At 72.1% G+C, this 23,529-nt stretch carries 4 protein-coding genes; 2 read left to right on the top strand and 2 right to left on the bottom strand.

Going from position 1 to position 23,529, the window contains the following annotated elements; all coding sequences use genetic code 11:
• Positions 1-11: 11 nt before the first annotated feature.
• Both ACFW3D_RS32910 and ACFW3D_RS32905 read right to left on the bottom strand, forming a co-directional pair.
• Positions 12-2,543, bottom strand: a complete 2,532-nt coding sequence (locus ACFW3D_RS32910) for a right-handed parallel beta-helix repeat-containing protein (RefSeq protein WP_500510536.1) — start codon at positions 2,541-2,543, stop codon at positions 12-14.
• Positions 2,544-2,564: 21 nt separating this feature from the next.
• Positions 2,565-21,959: a hypothetical protein gene (locus ACFW3D_RS32905; RefSeq protein WP_500510534.1), complete on the bottom strand. Its 19,395-nt coding sequence runs from the start codon at positions 21,957-21,959 to the stop codon at positions 2,565-2,567.
• 182 nt (positions 21,960-22,141) lie between these two features.
• On the opposite strand from ACFW3D_RS32905, the gene ACFW3D_RS32900 reads away from it, so the two are divergent.
• Together ACFW3D_RS32900 and ACFW3D_RS32895 are read left to right on the top strand one after the other, a co-directional pair.
• A complete protein-coding gene (locus ACFW3D_RS32900; RefSeq protein ID WP_500510531.1) occupies positions 22,142-23,011 on the top strand; it encodes a hypothetical protein in 870 nt (289 codons plus the stop codon).
• 48 nt (positions 23,012-23,059) lie between these two features.
• Entirely contained in the window at positions 23,060-23,359 is a 300-nt protein-coding gene (locus ACFW3D_RS32895) for a hypothetical protein (protein ID WP_500510529.1), read from the top strand.
• Positions 23,360-23,529 lie beyond the last annotated feature (170 nt).

The raw sequence follows: 23,529 nt of genomic DNA, 5'->3' as shown, positions 1-23,529 counted from the left end.
GCCCCGGGCGGTCAGCCGCGGACCGCGGGCTGCGGGAGGTCGTGGGCCTCCAGGGCCATGAGCTGGTCCGCGGTGGGGTCGTCCAGTTCGGCGACGCGCTGCGCCTGCCGTTCGGTCATCTCCTGGAACATCTGGCGCGCGGACCGGCCGTTGCCGAAGCCCTCGCCGCGCGGGAGGAGCTCGAAGAGCCGGGTGAGTTCCGCACGGGCGGTGGAGGTGAGTTCGTACTGGTGCTCCGCGGCCTGGTACTCGACGATCGAGACCAGCTCGTCCGCCGCGTAGTCCTCGAAGAGCAGCGTGCGGCCGAAGCGGGAGGACAGGCCCGGGTTGGAGCTGATGAAGCGGTCCATGTCGCCGGGGTAGCCGGCCGCGATCACGACGACGTCGTCGCGGTGGTCCTCCATGAGCTTGACGAGGGTGGCGACGGCCTCCGTGCCGAAGTCGTTGCCCGCACCGACGGGGGCGAGCGAGTAGGCCTCGTCGATGAAGAGCACGCCGCCCAGGGCGCGGTTGAAGGCCGCGGTGGTCTTGGGGCCGGTGTGGCCGACGTACTCGCCGACCAGCGCGGTGCGGTCGACCTCCACCAGGTGGCCCTCGCGCAGCAGTCCGAGGGCCTTCAGGAGCCTGCCGTAGAGGCGGGCCACGGTGGTCTTGCCGGTGCCGGGGTTGCCCGCGAAGATCAGGTGCCGGCTGAGCGGCGGGGCGGGCAGTCCGGCCTCCTCGCGGCGGCGGACGGTCTGCATGAGCTTCACCAGCGAGCCGACGTCGTGCTTGACGCGGTCGAGGCCGACGAGGGCGTTCAGCTCGCCCAGCAGGTCCTCCAGGCTCTCCTCGGGCACGTCCCCGTCGTCGCCGGTGGCCGCGGGGCGCGTGCCCGCGGGCGGTGCGGCGGGGACGCCCGGGGTGGCGGGCGCCGCCGGGGCGGCCGCGGGTGCGCCGAAGGTCAGCGGGGCGCCGTCGGCGGTGCAGTCGTCCAGTTCCGGTGCCGCGCCCTCGTCCGTGCCGAGCGCGTCGGCGCACTCGCGGATCCGGCAGTGCCGGAAGACGGGGTCCGCGCCCGTGCCCACGTGGAGCGCTGGGAAGCCGGAGCCGGACACCTCGAGGGAGGTGAAGGTGCCGGCGGCGCCCTCGGCGAGGAAGACGCCGTTCTTGGCGGGCCGGTCGATGCGCAGGTCCGCGACCGTGGACCGGGCCCCGGTCCACACGACGACGCCGGAGCCGGCGCAGTCCTCCACCGAGCCGCCGTTGAGGGTGGCCTCGGCGCCCTTGTCGACGACGACGCCCGCCGCGCCCGCCCCCGTGACCCTGATGCCGGTGAGGACGGCGGTGCCACCGGTCGCGACCTGCACCCCGATGTCCTTGGTGCCGGTGACCGTGGTGTGCTCGACCCGGCTCTCGGAGGTCGAGCCGACGCCGATGCCCGTCGCCACGTCGTCGATGCGGCAGCCGGTCACCGTCGCCACCGCCTGCTCGGCCACGGCGACGCCGGTCATGGCGACGTTCCTGATCCCGCAGTCCGCGAGTTCCAGACGGGCCTCGCCCGCCGCGTGGACGCCGTGCTCGGCCCCGTCGCGGACGAGGCAGTCGGTCAGCCGCCCGGTGGCGGTGCCGGACAGATGGACCGCGCTGAAGGCGCTGCGGTCGATCCGGCAGTCCGCGAGCCGGGCCTGCGCGGCACCCGTGACGAGCAGACCGTTGGCCCCGGCATCCGCGACGGCGCAGCCGTTCGCGTTCAGCACCCCGTTGTCCTGGACCACGACCCCGCTGGCCGAGGCCCCGCGGATCCGGCAGTCGGTGAGCTCGGCGCGCGCCGTGCCGGTGACGTGCACACCGGCCGCACCGGGCGACTCGATCCGCAGTTCGCCGGCCGTGGCCTCGGCGGCCTCCTCCAGCAGCAGCCCGGCCCGGCCGGTGCCGGTCAGCGTGGAGTCGGCGAGCCGCAGGCGTGCGCTGCCGCGCAGCCGGACGCCCGACCCGGTCGTACGGTCCAGCCGCAGGCGGGCCGCGTCCAGCCGGGCCGTTCCGGAGAGCACGACGCCGGTGCCGTCCACGCCCGTGACGCTGGTGTCCTCGGCCCGGGCGCGGACCGCCCCGGCCAAGTGCAGGCCGGCCAGCCGGGCGCGCTCGAGGCGGCAGCGCCGGAGGATCAGGGCGGTCGTCCCGCTCTCCTCGTCCTCCGGCCCGCGGGCCTGGACGCGGCCGCCCTCGACGGCGCAGTCCTCCAGCACCAGTCCGGCGCCGGGCGAGACGGCGATCGCGGGGGCCCCGTCGTCGGCGCCCCACACGGTGACGCCGTGCACGGCGCAGTCCGGGCCGTCGACGGTCAGCGCGGGACGGTCCCCTGGCGGCGCGGCCAGCACGACGCTCCCCCGGCCGTGCTCCGCCGTGAGCACGACGGCACGGTCCAGCACCACGGCCTCGGTCCAGGTGCCCGGGGCGATCACCACCACGTCGCCGGGCGCGGCGGCGCGCACCGCGTCGGCGATCCGGTGGAAGGCCCCCCGGCCGCCCTGTCCTTTCGGGGCCACGGTGTGACGCGTCATGTTCCGGATCCTCTACTGCTTCTACTGGGTGCCGGCCGGCGGCACCTGGTACCAGGACGGGTTGATGCTCGCACGGTACGCACCGGTCAGGTAAACCGACTGGATCGACTTCTCGAAGATCTTGAAGGGTAGCTGGATCCAGAAGTCCGCGAAGCCCTGACGGTGGAAGAGCCGGCTGCCGCCGCCCAGCACCACCACGTTCTTCACCAGCGCGGTGGAGGCCGACGTGGTCAGCGCCGCCGCGGCGTTGATGCCGCCGTCGAAGAAGGCGTCGGCGCCGCTGAGCTTGACCGTGTTCCCGTTGGCGTCGCTGACACCCCACACGGCCGCGTTCATGGCACCGTTGACCCACCCCGAGATCACGCTGGTGCCCGCGCTGAAGGTGAAGTCGTAGATCCCGCCGCGCCAGCGGGTGGGGGTCTCGTTCCCGGCCCACTCGTTGGTCCAGGTCTTGTCGTGGTTGAACGGCCTGCGCTGCGGGTGCTTGCCGCCGTCGATGTTGGCCAGCGTCGTCTTGGGGTTGCCGAGGTTGCGGAGCCCGGGGATCCGGTTCTCGTGCACCGCGATGCCGACGCCGGTCTTGACGCCCGAGGACACGGCGGCGTTGGCGAACGCCTTCAGCACGTCCTTGCCGGTGAACGGCTTGTCCTGGGCCGCGGCCACGATGCCGTTCACGGCCAGGTTGGCGCCGAACTCCAGGACGAACTCCTGGCCGAACTCCACGGCGGCCTTGTACGCCACCGTCCGCCAGTACGGTTCGTACCGGGCCTCGCGGAGCGCCGGGCCGGCGCCGTCGGGGACCACCGTCCCGGACCACGGCATGCGCTGGGCCTCGCGGATCCGGCGCCCCCAGCCGCGGATCTCGGTCAGCGGCCCGCGGTAGTCGTACTCGTTGCCGACCAGCCTCATCTGCCCGAACGGACCGCCGCGCTCCCAGACCAGGCCGCTGTCGGTGCGCTGGGCGACGAGTTCGCCGCCGGCGTCGTAGCGGTTCCACTGGCCGCGCCAGGCGTCGGTCTCCAGGTAGCCGGTGCCCTCCGCCCGTCGCTCGCGGACCACGGAGCCGTGGTCGAACTCCCTCCACACCGAGTGCGCGGTCGCGGCCGCGGGGTCGTACTCGCGCACCCGCAGCGGGCCGCCGAGGCCGACCGGTACCTCGCGGAGCCTGACGGCGGCACCGTCGGCGCCGGGCAGCGGCCGCAGTTCGTCACGGAAGTGCCGTGCGCCGCGCGACCACTGGTCCTGCCAGGCCGTGCCGTTCCACCAGGTGCGGACCTGCTGTCCCGGGGCGGTGGCGACCGGGTTCCCGTTCCGTTCGTACTTCGACGTCAGCCAGCGGTCGCCCGCGGCCGGGTCGCGCCATGCCTCCACGTAGCGGCCGTTGTCGAGCATGCGGCGCTCGCGCACCAGCCTGCGGTTCGCGTCGAAGTCCCGGAAGGAGTCGTCCCACGACAGCTTCGGGTCGCTGGAGCCGCGGAAGAACTCCCTGGTGCCGGAGGGGCCGAGAGCGGTGCCCTCGGCGTTCACCTCGCGCCACCTCCACTTCGCGGAGTCCGTCTTCCCCACACCCTCGATGAAGCTGTCCGCGACGCCGTTGGGGTTCCGGTACCGCACACCGGTCAGGTTTCCGTGCGCGTCACGGGTGACCCAGGCGCCGTGGCCCGCGGGGACGTCCACGGCCGGCGGGTCGGTGTACTCGCGCACCACCCCGCCCGGGAGGCCCTCGCGGGCCACCCGGTGCACGCCCGTGGCGTCGGTGAACTCGTCCCGCCACAGGATGCGGGCGTCCGTGCCCGGCACCCGGTAGCCGGTCCGCCCGCCGGCCTCCCACGGCTGGGACCCGGCGATCGCGGGGTCGTGCGCGGGACGCCCGGCGTGGTCGCCGACCTTGAGCGTCGTACCGTCGTGCAGCTTGGTCGTGAGGCGCGCGAAGTCGCCGTCCGCCGTCAGGTCCAGGACACCGCCGTCCAGGCCGACGTACCGCAGGCCCGAGGATCCGGTGCCGGTGCCGGTGCCGATCGGCCGCTTCTCCCAGCCGAACATCTGGTACGCGTTGTCGCCGAGCACATGGGCGTACGCGCGCTCCGCGTCCCCCGCGCCGGGGAGCAGGCCCCTGCGGACCCAGACGGGCGGGCGCTGCTCGCGCCACCGCTCGGTGACCAGCAGTTGACCGTCGACGACCTCTGCCTTGCCGGCCTCCTTGCCGTGCGGCGACTGACGCTCCCACGTACCCGGCAGCGAGCCGTCCCGCGACAGCGTCCACTCCTGGTACTGCCCGGCGCGCTCGGGCTGGTGGCCCATGCCCCACTGCCGCTGCACGACCTCGCCGTCCCGGTTGCGGTCGGTCCACCCGGAATCGTGCCGGTCCCGGGTGCGGGGGCCGGAGTCCAGCTCCTTGGCGGTACCGTCGAACCGGTGCCACGTCCAGGAGCCGTCGGTCTCCTTCACGGCCACGGTGTGGCCGGTGCGGCCGTCGTACTTCTGCAGTCCGTCCCGGTACTCGCGCAGCGCGCGGCCCAGGCCGTCCACGTCCTGCCAGCCGGTCCCCGCGGTGTCGTAGTGACGGGAACCGGAGCCGCGCAGCGAACCCGCGGAGTCCCAGTGCGCCCAGGTGGTCCGCGGGTTGGTGCGGCCGAACGCGATGGTGTCCGTGCGCCGGAAGGCGTCGAGCACCTCGCCCCCGGGCAGCGGACGCCGTTCGAAGACGGGGACCGGCGCGCCGGTGGAGGACAGCAGCCTCAGACGCCCGTTGGCGGCTCCCGCCGCGTCGACGGTGCCGTGGTGGAACACGCCGTCGCCGGAGCGGACGCCCGCCTCGTCGGTGCGCCGCCAGGTGCCGCCCGCGCGGTCCACCTCGTACCGGAATCCGGTGGGGCGGCCGCTGTCGAGCACGTTGAAGCCCTGCCGGACGATCGTGCCGTTCGGGTCCAGCCCGATGAACTCGCCGCGGCGCGGGCTGCCGGGCCGCGTGTACTCGATCCGTACGTCGCCCTGCGGCCCCGCCGTGACGTCCCAGTGCGCGAGGCGGTTGCCCGTGGCGTCCTCCAGCCAGTGGGCGCCGTTGGGGGCGTCCGGGCCCGGCGCCTGCGTGACGAGGACGCGGCCGCCCGGCTGGTCCGGCAGCGGGGTGCCGTGAGCGGTCAGGGCGCCGGTCCCGTCGTGGCGGGCGAAGGAGCCGTCGGCCGCGGTGACCTGGCGGCCGCCGCCGTGCAGCGGGGTGACCTCCTGCACCAGGTGGCCGGTCGTGCCGTGGAACACCTGGTGGCCGTTGCCGGGCCGGGCGATCTCGATGTGGCCGTTCGGGTGGACGGTCACGGCCCGCTGGGGGTCGGGCGTGAACGTGTCGTCCACCCACTGCCGCCCCGCGCCCGCCGGGCGGTCCAGGTGGCCCGCCGGTGCACCGCCGCGGCCGGTGAGCCGCACGCCGTCGCCGGTGAACGTCCCGTCAGGTGCGAACGTCTGGTGACCCTCGGCGTGGGTCACCCGGAAACCGCCGGCGCCGGGCAGGGTCCGGACCCGCTCGGGCAGCCGGGCGCCCGTGGCGTCGGTGAGCCGGTGGCCCGCGGTTTCGCCGGGAACGACGAACCGGTTGCCGCGCGCACCGTTCACCGGGTCGGCGAGTGCCGTACCGGTCTGGACCGGACGGGCCTGGGCGTCGTGGAGCACGGACCGCCCGGTGGTGATGTCCAGCGTCCGGAGGCGGCCTCCGCCGACGTCCGTCACGCGCTCGGTCAGCGGATTGCCCACGCCGTCCGTGAGGCGCAGCCCACCGTCGTCCGGCACCGCGATCCGGGCTCCGCGCGTCCCGTCCACCGGGTCCGCGAGGGCGGTCCCGGCGTCCTGCCACCGGCCGTTCGGGGCGTAGCGCGTGGTCGCGCCGGTCGCGTCGTCGGTGATCCGGAAGCCCGCGTCGCCCGGAAGGGTGGTGACGGTCCCGCGCTGCGGGACGCCGTGCGCGTCCGTCAGCGTACGGGTGCCCGCGCCGCCCTCCGGCAGGAACAGCCTGCCGCGGCCGCCGGTCTCGTCGGTGAGCGAGAGCCCGCTCTCCTGGAGCCGTCCGGCACCGTCGTGACGTCCGTACACTCCCGTGGCGTCGTCCGTGATCCTGTAACCGGCACCGTCTCCCAGGGGGGTCACCGTGCGGGCGACCTCGTCCCCTTGGACGTCGGTGAGGCGAGTGGTGCCGCCCTCGCGCACCAGCACGAGGTCTCCCTCGGCCGTGGCGCCGTCCGCCCCGCGCAGCCGCAGCCCCTCGTCGAGGGGGTGACCGCTGCTCCGGAAGCGGGTGGTGACGCCGGTACGGGTGTCGGTGACGCGGACCGTCCCGTCCTCCAGCGGTTCCGCGAGGTGGTGCTCGGCGTCCGGGCCGAGAACGCGGGCCGCGTCGGGACGGCCGCGGCCGTTGAGGTCGGTGTGCAGCCGCAGGCCGTTGGCATCTCCCGCGGCGTTGCGCAGTGGCACCTCCTGGGCGGTCCTGATGCCCGACTCGTTGTAGCGGACCACTGTGTCCGACTCGGTGTGCCGCACGTCGAACCCGCCGTCGCGGAAGGCAACGGTCCGGCCCTCGTCGGGCTCGAGCCCGCGGCCGAGGACGCGGTGGGTCACGCTGCCGTCGCCGGCCGCGACGCGCTCGATGACCAGTCCGTTGGGCCCGTCGACGCCGGAGTCGCTCAGGTGGACGCGAGGCCCGGCCGTCACTTCGGCGGTGTCGGGCAGTTCGTCCAGTGTCCCCGCGCCGGGAGTCGCACCGCGGTCGGCGGCGGCCCGTTCGTTGATCTCGCGGATCCGGTTCTCGACCTGGTGCGGGTCGATCCCCTGGTCCCGCAGGTCGTCGATCGCGGACGTGACCCGGTCGCGGGCCGCCAGCGTGTCGGAGCGCAGTTGCTCCTCGATCGCGCTGAGCCCCTGGGACGTGCTCGCCTCCCCGTGCGGAAGCGCGTCCTCAGCACTGCCGAGGTCCTGCCGGGCCCGGGTCAGTTCGGCCCAGCCCTCGCGGCGGGGATCCCCTTCGCGGCCGAGGAGTTCCTCCACCCGGCGGTAGTCCTCGGCCCACGGTACGTCGTCGGCGCCGCGCCCTGCGGCCGCCGGGGCGGGGGCGGGGGCCGGCGCTGCCGACACATCGTTCCCCGCGAGCAGGCGCAGGGCGCCGGCCTGACGTTCGGTGTCGGTGAGGGCCGTCTGGAGCCGGGTACGGGTTGCGTCCTGGAGGTCGCCACGGGCCAGGAAGGTACGAATGCGCTCCGCCAGATCGTCGAGGGCGGCCACGCCGCCGCCGTGGCCCGTGCCGGACCCGGCGTGCTCCTGCAGGAGCCGGTGGGCACCGCGCTCCGTCTCGGGGACGTCGTGGAACGCGGTCGGCCCGCCGTCGACAGCGTCGGTGCCCGAACGGGGGCCGGCACCGGTCGGGGTGGATGTCCGCGCCATGACGACTGCCGGGTCGAGCAGGTCGGACTCCGGCGAACCTCCGCTGCCGGGCACGGTCGTGTCCACGGCGTCGTGAGCGACGGGCGCACCGCCGCCGTCGACGTCGGCGTGCGGGGCCGCCGGCCGCGTGTCGGCCGGGAGCGGGCGCGTCCCGGGCCCGTCGACGAGCCGGCTGACGACGGCATCGGACGGCGTGACCGTGCTGTGCGGAACGGAGACACCCGGCGCCTCGGCGTCGCGCGGCGGCGGACCGCTCGGGCCCTCCCCGCCGTGACTGCCCTTGGGGCTCGCGGCGAACCCGTCGGCCGGGGCGGGGCTGTGCGGCACGGCGCCGGATCCGCTTGCCACCGCGGTGTGCGGCAGGCCGGAGCCGCCCGCGAGGGGCGGGACGTGGAGGTCCGCCGCCGGCTGCGCGGGGAGCAGCAGGTCGCGTCCCTGCTGCGTAAGGAACAGCCCCTCTTCCTTGCCTACGACGAGCTGCGCCTTGTCCAGGGTTCTGAACGCCCTGCTGAACTGCGCCTTGCTGAGACCGACCGCCGCGGTGGTCTCCAACGTGTCGTTCGCGTTGTGGAGCGGTCTGAAGCCGTCGGAGTAGGCCAGCACCCGGGCCATCTTGAGAACGTTCTCATTCGGCTTCGGCATCACCGTCGCCAGTGCGTCCTCCACCGGCTTCGCGGGACGCTTCAGCAAGTCGTCCACACTTACGACGTTCAGGTTCTCGCCGGCCTTCGGCGGCACTGTCTCCGGTGCGGCCTCCACCAATATCGCGGGACGTTGCGGCAAGGCCTGCCGGCTCTCCACGGTCAGCTTCCACGACGCCTGCTCCGCCTCGATTCTGGCCAGAAGGTCGCTGCGCTCCTTCAGAAGCCGTTCGGCCATCTGAAGGCGCGCACCGTCGGCGCCCTCCAGGAACTGCCCTGTGAGTTTGACGGACAGCTCCGCGTGGGTCCTGGCCTTGCGCAGGAGGAACGTCACCGAACCGGTGTGTCCGCTCGTCTTACCGTTGCCGGCCTGACGCAACTTGTCGGACGCTTCGTCGAACTGCTTGCCCGCGGCCCTGGCGATCGGGTCGACCGTGCCGTCGGCGAGGTACCGGCCGTCGCCGTCCGGCTCCACGACCTTCAGTGGAGCCGGCCAGTCGGAGAGCCGTGCGCCGCCGGACGGGTTGATGGGCAGCCCGGAGCCGAACTTCGCCTCAGGACGGAAGAACCTGGAGACGATGGACCCCAGGGCGTCCTGGTCCCCCATGACCTTGAACACGTGCGCCCGGAAGTCGGCCGCGACGGAGGCGACCTCACGCACCACCGAGAGGGACAGGGCCTCCTGCGCGTGCGCCCCGTGGAAGACCTCCTGTTCGAAGGAGACGTGCCGGGGTTCCCCTCCGCCGGGGTACTGGTACGTCCAGCGGGAGCGCTGACCGGTCTCCTTGAAGCCGTCGTCGGGCGCGGCCGTGCGGACGCTCTTGCCCTCCCACTTGAGGTCGCGCATCGTCTCCCGGTCCAGGGGGTTCAGCTGGTCGTGGAGCGAGACCCAACCGCCCTTCTCCTCGAGCACCTTGGCGTCGAAGATCAGGGTGGTGGGTCCGTAGCGCGTCTGCATCGCCTCGTCGCCGGCCTCCATCCGGAAGAAGACGAAGTCGTCGTTGCCGAGGTTGGACGTGTTCTTCGCCGAGCTCTTGCCGGACGCGAGGAACCTCACGCCCCTGCGCTCCAGGTCGCCCTGGGACGCCATGAGTCCGCTGTTGGCGATGGCGTGATACGCGGGTGTCGCGTGCTTGACGCGGTAGTCCAGGTCGTTCAGGTTGTCGAGGAGTGCCCGGAACTGCGCCGCTTCACCGGGTTCCATACGGCGAAGGAGCTCGTCGACCTCCTTGCGGAGGCCGGTGATGTTCTCCTCCGAGAGCTTGCGGACGAACGATTCCCGGTCCCGGAAGGAGAGTTCGTCGAAGTCGCGGATCAGCGTCTTCCACGCCCGCTCGTCACCGGGGAGGACGGTCTTCCACTGGGTTCCTCCGGGCACGTCCCCGTACGCCTTGGCTGTGCGGAACTTCCGGAAGGTCTCGACGACGCTGCCCCGCAATTGCAGTACCGCCGCGTCGACGCTGAACGGCTCCTTGAGACTCACCGGTTCGCCTGGCGTGGCCTTGCGGGCGGCATCGTCCACCAGACGCGCGTAGCCGTCCGCAGCAAGCGACAGAGAGCCGTGTTCATTGCGCAGCGCATAGAGGCCGCCGTGGGGGGCCGCGTCCTTGACGAATCCGTTCAGCATCTCCTGGAGACGTCCTGCCGAACGGCTCAGTTCATCGGCGCGCTCGATGATCTGTGTGGGGGTGGCCGCGGACTCAGGCTTCAGTGTGTTCTCGAGATGGGCGACCTCCCGGCGCACCCTGCCCACCTGCTCCTCGATCTCGCCGGCGGACCAGATGGTCTGGTCCGCGCGTCCGGAACCGTGCGGTTGCGCACGGTTGGCCTTGTCGAGGTCCAATGCGTGCGCGCGGAGCCGCAGCGCGAGCTCCACGTCCCCGGAACCCGCGCGCGCGTCCACGAGGTGGCTGAGCTGGACCTGGGTGAGGTGCCGGGAGTTCTCGTGTTCCGTCACGATGTCGTCCACGGCGGCCCTGGCCGCCAGCTCGTCCGCCTCCTTGGAAGCCACCTTGGCGTTTGCGGCGGGCCACTTGTCGGCTCCCTCCGAAACCTGGGCCAATTCGTTCTCGGCCTGGCGGAGATCACTGACGGCCTTGGTGTGTTCGTCCAGAGCCGTGTGCAACGGCTTGAGGTCGACGGCCGGATACGTCACCGGCTCGTACAGGCCCGCGACGATGCGGGGGCGTTCGCGCAGGCTGGCGGTGTAGAGGGCGTCCATCTCCCGTTCCATGCGGACCGGGTCGATGCCGAGGCCCTCCAGACGGCGCTCGGCTGCGTCGACGTGGAACCGCGCGACGCGCACATTCGTGTCGGCCGCGATCTGGTGGACGGTCGGGCCGTTCGAGGAGCCGCCAGGGCGCTCGCGCACGAGGTCCTCGGCCCGGCCGAGGTCATAGCGTGCCTTCACGTAGTCGCGCCAGGCTTCGCGCTGTGCCCCGCGGGTCGCGTCGTCCACGCCGTCGAAGAGGGCGTCGACCCGCTCGCCGTCCTGGAGCCAGCGCTGCTCGATCTCGTCCGGCGTGAGGCGGGACTGCGGCCGCGGGAGTTCCGGGCCACCCGTGTGTGCACCCACAGTGTGTGCCGTCCCGGCCTGGCCGGGGGTGTGAGGCGTGGCGACGGGGGCCTCGTGCCAGGAGGCGGGGACGGGCAGCGGGTTGAAGAGGTCGTTGTTGTGGAGCACCGTGCCGCGCAGGTCGGCGGCGATTTCACTGAATCCCGCGCCGCTCCACTTACCGTTGAACTTACCCTTGCCACCGGTGATGTCGACCCGCACCGTCTTGGCTTCCGAATCGTGGGTGATCTTCACCTCGAGCTTGCCGGCCAGACCCGGACGGCTGATCTCGAGGGTCTTCACCTGGAGCTTGCCGGCCGGTTCGGAACCGCTGATCTCGAGGGTCTTCACCGACGGGTCTGTGTCTGTCTGGCGGACCACCGCGTCCTCCAGGCCCTCCCAGCGTCGCACCGCCTCCTGCTCGAAGGCCCTGCCGAAGTCGTTGAAGGCCGTGGCCGGGTCAAGGCCCTCCCACTTCTCGGTGATGAGACGCTCGAGGTCGTTTGCCGCGATCTGCTCCGCGCGGACGGGGATGACGGTGATGTCGTTCTCGATCCGGGAAGGTCCGGTCCGGACCAGCTTGGTCGGGGAGAGCGTCACCTCCCACTGGTCCTGGTTGAGCGCCACCGCGTCGTCACCGGCCTTGCCGTAGCCGGGCGGGTATGCCATGGCGAGCTTGCCGTGGTCGGCCGGGACCTCGATCTCGAACACCACGCGGTTGCTGCTGACGCCGTTCTTCGCCCACTCCGCCTGGAACTCACGGTTGTTCGAGGTGGAGGCGGGCAGCCGCTCGATGAACTCGTCGGCCCGTGCGGCGTGCGGGTCCATCGACACGCCGCGCCACACCGTCATCGGCTCGTTGGCGCCTTCGTGCAGCAGGTCCCTGGTGACCGCGTTGAAATGCCGGACCTTTTCGACAAGACGCGAATCCGCGGCCAGGACACCGGGGTTGACGTACCCGCCGTATCCCTTCTTGGAGGTGAAGGCGCCGCCGATGATGTTCTGCATGAACAGCTTGACGCTGTTGTCCGAGGCGGCCCTGCCGAGATGTGACTGGGCCAGGTGGACTCCGGCCCGCCAGCTGTCGGCCTGCGCGGACGGCAGGTTCTCGGGCAGGGCGAGCGGGGCGCGCGTGGGCGCGTCGCTCCGGATCAGCGCACCCGTGACACGGTGGTAGACCTGGTTGCCCGCGGGTGAGGCCACGAAGACCTCCCCGTCGGGGCCGAGCTTCGTGGGCCAGGTGGCGTCGCCGACGCGGAGGTCGGTGACGGCGCCGCTCGCGAACCTGATCTCCGTGCCGCCGAAGTGGCCACCGGAGAGCGTCATGGTCTCCTGGGCCACACGCAGCTGGCCCACCCGGCGGTACGTCCAGGTGTGCACGGCCGAACCACTGTTGTCCAACTGCCGGACGGTGAACACGGCGCCGCCCCTCTGCACGTCCACCACGTCGAAGTGGTGGCCACCGCCGCCGAGCACCTGGGGCGTGCCGTTCTCCACGCGGACGACCACACCCTCATGACCCCCGATGCCGACGACCGTCCGGCCGTCGATCGCGGGAAGTGCGGAGGGTCCAGCGACAGGGGAACTCCCCGCCACATCGTCGCCGACGGACGCGGGCGGCATGCCGGCGCGCAGCCTCGGAGGCGTCTCACCGAGCGCGACCGCCGTCACGTCCTCGGCCAGGGCCCGGGTGGTCATCCTCGGCAGGACGCCGCCGTGGTACCCCTGCAGCGTCCGGAACGCCTCGTCGAACTCGGCGCGCGTGACGGTCCCCTGCCCCAGCCTCTGGAGCTTCAGGTTCACCGTGTGGAACAGCTCGTCCTCACGGGACAGCACGTGCCGGGTGTCGGCGATCCTGGCGGCCTCGTCCATGAGGTCCGCCCGGGGCACGCCGCCCTCGTCCAGGAGCGAGGCGGTGAACCGGAGGTCCTCGTAGTTCTCGTGCACTTCACCGGCCGCGCCGCCGGACTTGCTGCCGCCCGGTGCGGGCGGAGTGCCGGGACCCCCCGGGTGGCCGCTGGTCGGCCCGGGCCCATGCACCGACGAGGGACCCGCGCCGCCGGTTCCACCGGGATGGGCGCCACCGGACCCAGGGGGCGTCGGGGGCGCGCCCGGGGCGGAGACCGCGGCGCCCGGTCGCGCGTTGTGGACCTCGACCGTGAACGAGAGCCCCTTGTCCGTGGCGAACTGCTCCAGCTGCAGCTTCTGCGCCTGCAGTCCAGCCGGGTTGAAGCCATCGTTCACGAGCACGACGCGGTCGAGGTCGCCCCACTTCACGCCACCGTGGAGCTGGGCCTCGAAGTACCTGTTGAGCCTTCCCTCGATCTTCCCGGCATCGCGCAGGCCGCGGAACGCACTGTCGTACTGGAAGTCGGTCGCCTCGGCGAAGGCGAGCCGGACCAGCTGCTCGGGGCCGTGGTTGAGCAGCGGAAGCATATTGCCTCGCCCGGTGACGCTCATGGCGCCGTCCAGGCCCTGGCCGAAGCTGTCCGCAGGCGTGAACGTGGCCCGTTCCATCAGGTTGGGCTTGAGGTGGAAGACCGCCTGCCCGTACATCTTCACGCCGCTGGGCCGGTACTTGGAGGTGAGGGCGGCGTAGTTCGGGAGGTCCGCGATGTCGGCCGCGGTCGGGGCGAACTGCTTGCCGCCCTGGCCCGGGTAGATCCCGGAGGCGTCCGCCGTCCGCTTCACGGACGACGGCAGGCCGAGGGCCTCTTCCGTGTTGCCGCGCGTGACGTAGTACCCGGCGCCGGCGTTGTCGATCTCCCATGCGTTGCGGAGCAGCTGCTGGTCCGCGGTCATCGCGTCCAGCAGCGTCCCGCCGCCCGGCAGTTGGTTGCCGAGCTTGAGGTTCACCGTGAGTGTGAGGTCTTCCTGCAGATGCTTGTGGACCTTCGTGATGAGCTCACCGGCCTCCGCCCCGTCGAGCCGGTAGCCCTTCGCCCACTCCCAGTCGTCGCCGCGCAGCTTGGTGGTCAGCTGGTCCGTGTCCGCCGCGAGCGTGCGGATGGCGCGCCGTTCGGCCATGACGATCGCGGAGAGCTGCGGCATACGCAGGTTCCGCAGTTCCGTTCGGCCTTCGAGGGCCTGGAACAGCCGCACGTTCTCGTCGAACGAGTTCTTCTGCTGCTGCAGCACCGACTTCAGCGCGTCGTCGTGCTCCGCGCCCGCCAGCCCCTTGGTCAGGATGTCCTGGTGGGCCTTGAGGTCGCCTTCGTAGGCCTCCTTGCCCTGGCCCTTGGGCCAGCCGTGGGCCGACTGCGGTTCGCTCAGCCAGTGGGCCACCGTCAGGTCCTGGCCGCTGGGCACCAGGGCGTGGCTGAACTTGCCGCCCTCCAGGGGGGTGACGACGTGGGTCGCCGACGGGACGTGGTCGACGGACTGCACGACTCCCGCGGGAGCCGGGGGGAGTACGTCGCCGCGGCCCTTGAGGTGGAGCAGCGAACGCAGCCCTTCCGGCAGGCGCGGCGCGCCGCCGCCGAGGCCGTGGCCGGTGTAGGCCTGCACCTCGGGGAGCGGCGCTCCGCCGGTCAGGTCGTTCCAGTGGGCCTCCGCCTGGGCCAGAGCGGCGTCGGCCTGCCTGACCTGCTGCCACGACTCGAGGTAGCGGACGCCGTCGACCTCGGCCGAGGTGCCGACGCCGTCCACGTAGCGCGTCTGCAGGTCGTCGCGGATCGTCCGGGCGTTGATCAGCTCGCGGCGGGCGTCGGTGATGGCCGCCGACGCGTCGATCTCCGACAGGTCGTCCGCGAAGGTCCCGCGCACGCCGCCGTGGTCCGATCCGGTACCGGTGGTGTCCAGGGTGCCGGCGGACGGCTTGCCCTTGCCCTTGTCCCCCACCACGGGCGGAACGTCCGTGACATCGGCCGTCACGTCGCGCACCGCCCTGCCCGCCGAGCCATCGGGCACCGCCGGCCGCGCGTCGAGCACCGCGTCCATGAACCCGTCGGTGAACCGGCCCGCGTCGGTGTGCCACAGCGGCAGGTTCCGTGCCGCGTACAGATAGGCGTTCTCCAGCTGTGCCGCCGTGATCCGGTGCTCCTCCAGGACGTGCGTCCCGCCCCCCGGGGCACCGTCGGCGGTGCCCCGGACGACACCGAGTTCGCCCGGCGCGCCCGGGCCCAGGGGCACCGGCGCGTCGCGGCCCGGCAGCCAGACCGTCAGCGAACGGGCGCCCGTCGAGCCGTCGGTCCCCAGGACCAGCCGGATGTCGGCGGCGGGGTCGGCGATCGCGTGCTCCAGGTGCTGCCGCACCGGCCGTGTTTCGTCCATGAACCGAACGACGTCGTCCCCGCCGGTGCCGACGTGGACGTCACCGCCGGTCCCGGGGTGCACGGGCGACGGAGGACCGGACGGCAGGTCGTCGAGCGAGTGCCGGAACAGCCCCATGTCCTGGAGCATGTCGTCGATCTCGCCGAACATGTGCTGCACGTCGGACGGGTAGTGCACCGAGGACGGCGGCAGGTGACCGGCGGAGTCCCCCGCTGCCGACCCACCGGGGCTCGGCACCGGCTCCGGCACGCTGTCGACGGAACCCCGCCCGATCCCGGAGAGCGAGTCGTCGGCGGCGGGCACCGTCACGGACGGTCCCGGCAGGTCGGACAGCCCCGGACGGAGCGTGCCGTACGTCTCGCCCAGCTGGCGCGACAGCTGGCGTCCCGCGTCGTCACCCGAGGTGAGGATGGTGTGGGTGATCATCTTCTCGAACTGGCCGAGGATCGCGAGACGTTCCTTCTGCGGAACGGTCGCGATGTTGCCGTCGATCAGGGGACGCTGGTGGTCGAAGAACACAAAGGTCTTCGCCTGGTCGGTGGCGTCTCGCGCCCCGTCCGGGTCGACACGCCGCCAGTCCTCCACCTCCCCGAAGGCGTCCTGGTACCGGATCGTGTCGTCGGCGGTCAGCTTGGCCACGGGCGACGTGCCGTCCGCCCAGTGCCAGGCGCCGTCGCGGCGCAGCATCGTGTCGACGAGGCGGTACGGGGCCGCCACCCACAGGTCCGCCACGGACTTGCCGAGCGCGGCGGAGACGAAGCCCTCGGCGAACCGCACGCAGTTGTAGCGGAACAGGTCGTACACGGCACCGGAGTTGGCCATCGCGTAGCGGTACCCGTCGAACAGCTGCGCCGCCGTGATCCGGTAGGTGCCCAGTACGCGGACGTGCCCGGAGACGAGGTATTCGGCGTCGTTGACGATGGCACCCGGTTTGCCGAAGAGGTTCCCGTCCTCGGGGTAGAAGCCGATCGTGAGCGGTTGCCGCTCGCCCGGCAGGATCACGGCCACCATGGCGTGGCCGACGTCGTCGGAGAACTCGCGCCAGGTACGGCCTCCCGGGCTCGCCACGAGGGCCACCTCGATGTTCGCCGCGGGGTTGTCGATGGCCTCTTCCACGTGCTGCCGCAGCGGCCGGATCAGGTCGATGAACTTCGCGAAGCCGTCAAGGTCCTCGGTCCCGTGTTCGCCGACCGGGGTGCCCGGCACCGAGTCGTCGTCCATGTCGAGGTGCGAACGCATCGGCGCCCCGGTGTCGTCCAGGTCCACGTCGTCGAGCCCGTCGAGCAGGCCGCTCTCCGGCCGCGGAGGCCGCGGCGGGACCGGCGGTGCGTGGTGCCCGCCCGGCCCCGGGGTGGCGGGCGCGTCGTCGGCGAAGTCCGTGTGCCTGACGCCGCCGGGAAGCTGCCCGCGTTCCGGGCCCGCGAGGTGCACGGCCAGCTGGTCGGCCTGCGCCCGGACGTCGACCTTGGTGAAGGCCGCGCCGCGGAGGTCCTCCAGCACCTGACGGGCGGCGGTCACGGTCTCCACCGTCACCGCGCCGGACCCCATCTTGCCCAGCTTCAGGTTGACCTCGTGGAACAGTTCCGTCTCATGCGAGTGCACTCGCCCGCCGCCCGGCCCGGTCGCCGGTGCCGGTGCCGGTTCCTGTCGCGGCGGAACGACGGTGTGTCCGTCGCCTGAAGTGATCCGCACGTCACCGTGGAGCGGACCGTCGAACGTGCCCGTCCCGCGGGTGGATCCGTTGCTGCCGCCGGTAAGCACCTCGTCGGTCGTCGCGTGGGCGTCGACCGGGTTGCCGGTGGCGCCATTGGCGTCGAGGTGGGGGGTGCCGACAGGTCCCGTCGCACCATGGCCGGCGCCGACACCGGTGCCCCGGATCTTCGCACCGTCGGCGAAGAGTTCGTTCATCTGTGCGTCGATGCGCGCGGGATCGCCGTGGAGTTCGGTGAGCTTCTTCCACGCGGCATCGATCCGTGCCTGGGCGGCGTCGACCTGCTTCTGCACCGCCAGATCGGTCACGCCCGGGCCGGTCGAGGTACTGGCCTCGCCGGGATCGCGCAACCGTGGCATCGCCTCACCGTGGTCGTTGCGGGCGGCCACGAGCTCCGCCCAGGTGCGGCGCAGCTCCCCGCCGTTCGGCCCCAGGATCTTCTCGACCCGCGCACCCTCGATGTCCGCCAGACGCCCGAAGTCCGACACGCTCATCCGGCCGCCACCGCGGCCCGCGTCGGTGAAGGCGCCCGGTGCGCGAGCGGCATCGTCGGTGACGGCGGCCGGGGAGGGGGAGGGAGAAGCGGACAGGGCTCCGCCCGGAGCCGGTGACGTGTCCGGAACGGTGACGTGCGTACCCCCGGCGTGGGTCGGCTTGGCATCCGTTCCGAGGACGACGGTGAAGGAGAAGTCGTTGTCCCGGGCGAACTGCTGGAGCTTCAGTTGCTCGTCCAGCATCGCGGCCGCACCTCTGCCGTCCTCGAAGAGCACGACGCGGTCGAGGTCCTGCCACGTCACGCCGCCGTGGATCTGGGCCTCGAAGTACCCGGCCTTCGACAGGTGCTCCTCCAGCTTGCCCGTGTCACGGAGCTGGCGGAACTGGGCGTCGTACTTGAAGTCGGTCGCCTCGGCGAACGCCAGGCGCACCAGCCCCCCGCGGCCGTTGTTCATCAGCGGCAGCATGTTGCCGAGGCCGGTGACGCCCTCGGCGCCCTCCAGACCCCGTCCGAAACTGTCCCCCGGCGTGAAGGTGGCCCGCTGGACCACCTCGGGCTTGAGGTGGAAGACCGCCGAGCCGTAGCGCGAGGCGCCCTGGGGCCGGAAGTCCGACGTGACGGCGGCGTAGTGCGGGAGCGTCCCGCGGTCTCCGGGACCCGGCGCGAACTTCTGGCCTTCCAGACCCGGGTAACTCCCGGACGCGTTCGTCGTCCGCTTGACGGTCGCCGGGTAACCCAGCGACTCCTCGGCGGGACCACGGGCGTTCAGGTACGACACCTGGCCGGGGTCGGTGCCCTTGACCTCCCACACGTTGCGGAAGAGGGCCTTGTTGTCCTGGAGCATCACGTCCAGGAGCGGCGTTGCGCCCTTCAGTTCGGCCAGGTTCCGGTTGACGGTCAGGGGCATGCCCTGCTGCAGGTGCTTCTGGACGGAGTCGATCAGGCCCTCGGGAACCTTGCCGTTCTCAACGTATCCCTCTGCCCACTTCCAGAGGGAGCGCTCCTTGTTCCAGCTGAGCAGATTGTCCGTCAGTAGCTTCCGGTCGCTGTCGAGGCTCCGCAGGGCGCGCCTCTCGATCATGATCACGGCCGCCAGCTGCGGCTCCTGCAGCCTCTGCAGTTCCGGACGTCCGCTCAGGAGCTCGAACAGCTTCTGGTTCTCCAGGAACGTCTCCTCCTGGTGCTGGAGGGCCTTCCCGAAGTCGCCGTCGGTACCGGCCTTGTTCCGCGCGTTCCTGAGGTCGTCCAGATCCCGCAGCGCGGTATCGAACTCCTGCCGTGCCTGGCTTGCCGTGGCCGTGTCCCACACATGGACGTCCTCCGAATTGCGCAGCCAGTGGGCCACCGCCAGGTCCTCGGCGTCCGGAATGAGCGCGCGACTGATGTCGTCCCTCTTGGGCTTGATCTCCCAGTGCGAACCCGACGGCACGTGCTCGATCTTCACCCGCTCGCTCTCGGGCGCCGGCCGCGACGTGACCTGGGGGACCTCGTTCTCGGAAGGCCAGGATCCCGGCATCTTCAGCTCGTCGTCGAGATCCGAGGGGTGCGCGCCTCCCGGGAGCTTCCCGCGTTCCTGGCCGTGGAGGTGCACGGCCAGCTGGTCGGCCTGCGCCCGGACGTCGACCTTGGTGAAGCCGGCGCCGCGGAGGTCCTCCAGCACCTGGCGGGCGGCGGTCACGGTCTCCACCGTCACCGCGCCGGACCCCATCTTGCCCAGCTTCAGGTTGACCTCGTGGAACAGTTCCGTCTCATGCGAGTGCACTCGCCCGCCGCCCGACTTCGCGGACGGAACCGGGGCGGGGTCCTGACGCAGCGGCACCGCGACGTGTCCGTCGCCGGTGACGGCGACCTTGTCGTGCGCGCCCGGGGTGACGACCGCGTCGTCGGTGCTCCGCGCGGGTGCGCCGGCGAAGGCGTGGCCCGCGTCGGTGTCCACGGCCTTGCCGGTTCCGGGCGCGCCGGCGAAGGCGGGCCCGTCGACGGGCCGGACGCCGCGGCCGTCGTCGAGGAGGTCGAGCGCGGAGCGGGCCGCGTCCTTGGGCGGCGTCCCGTGCAGGCCGGCCTTGGGCGAGCCGGGAGCGGGAGCGCCGTGCGCGGAGGGACCGGGCACGGTGTCGGTGACCACGGAGCCGGGGCGTCCGCTGCCGGCGGGCCGCACGATCTCGTCCAGGCTCAGCTGTGCCTGGTGGGCGCGGGCGGCACCGGCGACGTTGTCACCGAGGTCGGACCCGATGTGGGTGGGCACCGGGTTGTTCGGCGTCCCCTTGGCGCCGCCCGACAGCAGGTCGAACGCCGAGCCTCCTGCGGCACCAGTGCCGCTCTGGTGCCCGGGAACCCCGGTGAGCGGGCCGTGGGCCCCGGGCGTCCCGCCCGGAGCCCCCAGGAGGTCGTGGATCCCGGCACCGCTCGGCGGCGCCTGGACGCCGGTCAGCGCGGTGTGCGCGGCACCGGTTCCCGTACCCGGGGCGCCGGGGACGGCGAGCAGGTCGTGCAGGGCCGTGCCGCCCGGGGCGGGCGCGGGCGCACCGGTGAGGGCGGTGTGCACCGCTCCGGTCCCGCCGGGAGGTGCCGTCAGGACGCCGGCCGGGCCCTGCGCGAGCAGGTTGCCTCCGTTGCCCTTGGCGACGAGGGCGGCGACGTCCACGCCTTCGTGCACGACCGGGGCTCCGGCCGAGCCGGGCACGTACAGACCGGAGGAGTGCGTCACATGGCCGCCCGGGGCCGCCGCGCTCACCCCGAGTCCCCCGCTCATCTGGCCGGGCGCCACGTCGAAGGCGTCGATCCTCATCCGGCTCATCTGCGTACCGGCGATGTCGACCACGTCGTCCATGTGCCGCACTGCCCGGAATCCCGCCGTGGAGTTGTCGAACACGGCGTTCGCCCCGTGCACCGAGACGGGGTTGACCGTGCCGACCCGCAGCCCCGTCAGGTCGACGGTGCTGACGGGCGCCACGGAGAAGGAGGACGGGCGGACGGAGGTGTGGGTGTCGGCGAAGTTGCCGAAGCGCACGTTCTCCAGGTCCATGCGGGCCATGTTGATGTTGGCGTGCCCGAGGTCCAGGTGCGGGGTCGCGCCGTGCGGGCCCATCGGCACGGCGCTCACGGTGTGCGCGACCGTGCCGCCCACCGGCAGGTCCCAGACGCCGCGGCCCATGACGCCGCGGTCCCAGAAGCCCATGCGCAGGGCGCCCTTCAGCCCGTACTCCGCGATGTCGGTGTGCGTCACGGGGAGGATCAGGCGCGTCCACTTGGCGCCGCCCATCTGGCTGCTCCAGGACTCCTGCGCGAAGACCCGGAAGTTCTGCCACGCCCCGGGGGCGCCGGCCCGTATGGCCGACCCCCAGCCGCGCACCACCACGGGGATGGAGCGGACGCCCTGCACGACGACGAGTCCGCCCTTGACGAACACCGAGCCGCCGAGCGCGGGCACGTTGTGGAAGTTCTGCATGACCCACAGTCCGCCCTGGCGCACCCAGGTCAGGCTGATCCGCGCGACGTCCCTCAGACCGGTGAAGACGGTGGCGAACCGGAACCCGCTGACCATGTCCTTTATGGACATGAAGCCGTTGCGTCCCCACTGGAGGGCGGCCTTGAAGCCGGACTTGAGGAGGCCGCCGATGGCGAAGATCGGCAGCGCCTTCGTGGTGGGGGCGATGATGCCGAGGCCGGCGAGGAACAGGTCGAGGAAACCGATGTCGCCGCGGGCGAAATCGATGGCCGCCTTCACGAACAGCGTCATGTTGACGCCGAGGGCGAGCAGGGCGACCGGACCGCCGAAGATCAGCGCCGGGACGATGAGGATGATCGCCAGGATCTGGAACATCTCCCAGAAGACCTGGCAGTCCGAGATCGGCAGCCGGATGTCGGAGGCGTTGTTGACCGCGTTCGCGATGGTGTTGCCGACCTCGTCGAGCTCCGTGCCCGCGCTCTGGGCGGTCTGCCGAAGGGCCTCCAGTTGCGGGTCGTCCTGCGGCAGGCCGCGTGCGGCCGACAGGGCGCCGTCCGCCCTCCGCTGGGCGTCCTCGATGTGGTTCGCCCAGGCACCGAGGTTCTGGGAGACCTCCCAGAAGGAGTCGGCCACGTCGTTGATGTGGTTGCGCAGCCTGTCGTCGACCTTGCCCCGCAGCGCGTCAGCGGTCTTCCCGGCGAAGACACTGCTGTCCGCCGTGTTCATCACCTGGTCGATGGCCGTCGCGATGGACCTCGCCTGCGTACCGATCTTGACCAGGTCGTCGACCAGCAGACGGATCTGGACCGGGTCTCCGGGGGTCGGATCCCCGTGGAGGCCGAGAACGTTCCAGTCGCTCGGGCGAGGCATGTCAGGGATTCCTCCCGGTTCGGCGCAGAGAAGCACGGCGGAGCTCTCCACGTGGACCACGCGCGGGGCACGCGCGTGGTTCATGTGACGTGGGTCAAACCCGCGCGCGGCGGTGAACCGGCGGGGGGCGTGGTGCGTGGTCGTGGTGACCGGATTCTCCAAGGACCGTCCGGAGGTCCCCTGTGCCCGAGATCAAAATCGACTACGACGTCCTCAACGCGGCGAAGCGCGACCTGGAAGCCCTGGCGGGCGAGATCGACCCGCTCATCAACAAGGGCGTCTTCGGCCGCCTCGGCTCGGGCAGCGGTGAGGCGGAGGCGATCCTCGGGCACGAGGGCGTCGCCAGTGCGATGTCGCTCTTCCACACCAACGCCAGCAGCACCATGAAACGCGCGGACAAGGGCCTGAAGGAGCTGGCCTCCGCGTTCGGCGGCGTGGGCGAGGCGTTCCGCGAGTTCGACCGCGAGCTGGGCGCCGAGATGGGTGTGATGAGCGCCAATCTGCACGTTCAGAACTGGCGGCAGCAGAAGGACCTGTGGGACTACAAGCAGAAGCACCTCAAGGAGTGCGAGGGGCCCGGCGAACTGCCGGACTTCTGCTCCGCCACGAACCCCGGTGACACGCCCCCCGACTTCCACGTCGATACGCCCAACGGCGGATCGATCGACTCGCACGTGGAGGTCGACAAGGACGGCCACGTCACCAAGGAGGTGACCACCGTCAAGTACGACGGCAACGAGTACACCTCCACCACCACGTACAACGGCCCGAGCTACACGACGGACACCAAGTATCCCGACGGCAGCACCGCGCACACGGTGGCCAACATCAACAGCGACGGCAGCGGCTCCATGACCGTCACCGGCAGCGACGGCAGCCACACCGAGTACACCCGCGGCCCGAAGGGCTCCGACGGCAAGACGCCGGAGTGGACGTGGTCCGGCGGCAACAAGCCGGGCGAGGACCCGCACGACGCCAAGAACCCCAACAACCCGGACAATCATCCGCAGAACCCGGGTACCCACGGGGGCACCAACCCGAAGATCGCCTGATCGGGGACACCACCCCCAGGCCAGTCATCAGAACAGAAAGGCGACGCAATGCCCGCGATTCACATCGTTCCCGAGGACGTCCGGCAGCGGGCGGCGACTCACGCGGCCACCTGCCAGGAGTGGATGACCCGGCTCGGCAGCCTGAAGGGCCAGGTCGAGAGCATGCTGAACGACGAGCTGGTGCTGCCCCAGGCCAGCCCCGCCATCCGTGACGCCTACGAGCAGTTCACCGGCAGCCTCACCCAGGCCATCCACGGCCTGGAGAACTTCGGCGAGGCGTTCACCTCGATCGCCAAGGGTGCCGAGGACTTCGACGCCCAGGTCGCGGGCAACTTCAACAAGAAGTAGCGCTCGCACGCGAAGGGCCGGGCGGGAGTCGTCTCCCGCCCGGCCCTTCGTCGTGACCGGGGTCCGTGGGGGGGGGGGGCCCCCCGGGGGGGGGGGGCGCCGCGGGGGGAGACGGGCGGGGGGGGGGGGGGCGGGCCCCCGGTGGGGGCCAGCACGGTGGCCCCGCCCCC

It is taken from the genome of Streptomyces sp. NPDC058864 (assembly GCF_042742985.1).
Classification (GTDB): Bacteria; Actinomycetota; Actinomycetes; order Streptomycetales; family Streptomycetaceae; genus Actinacidiphila.
This window is presented reverse-complemented; position numbering and strand designations above follow the sequence as displayed.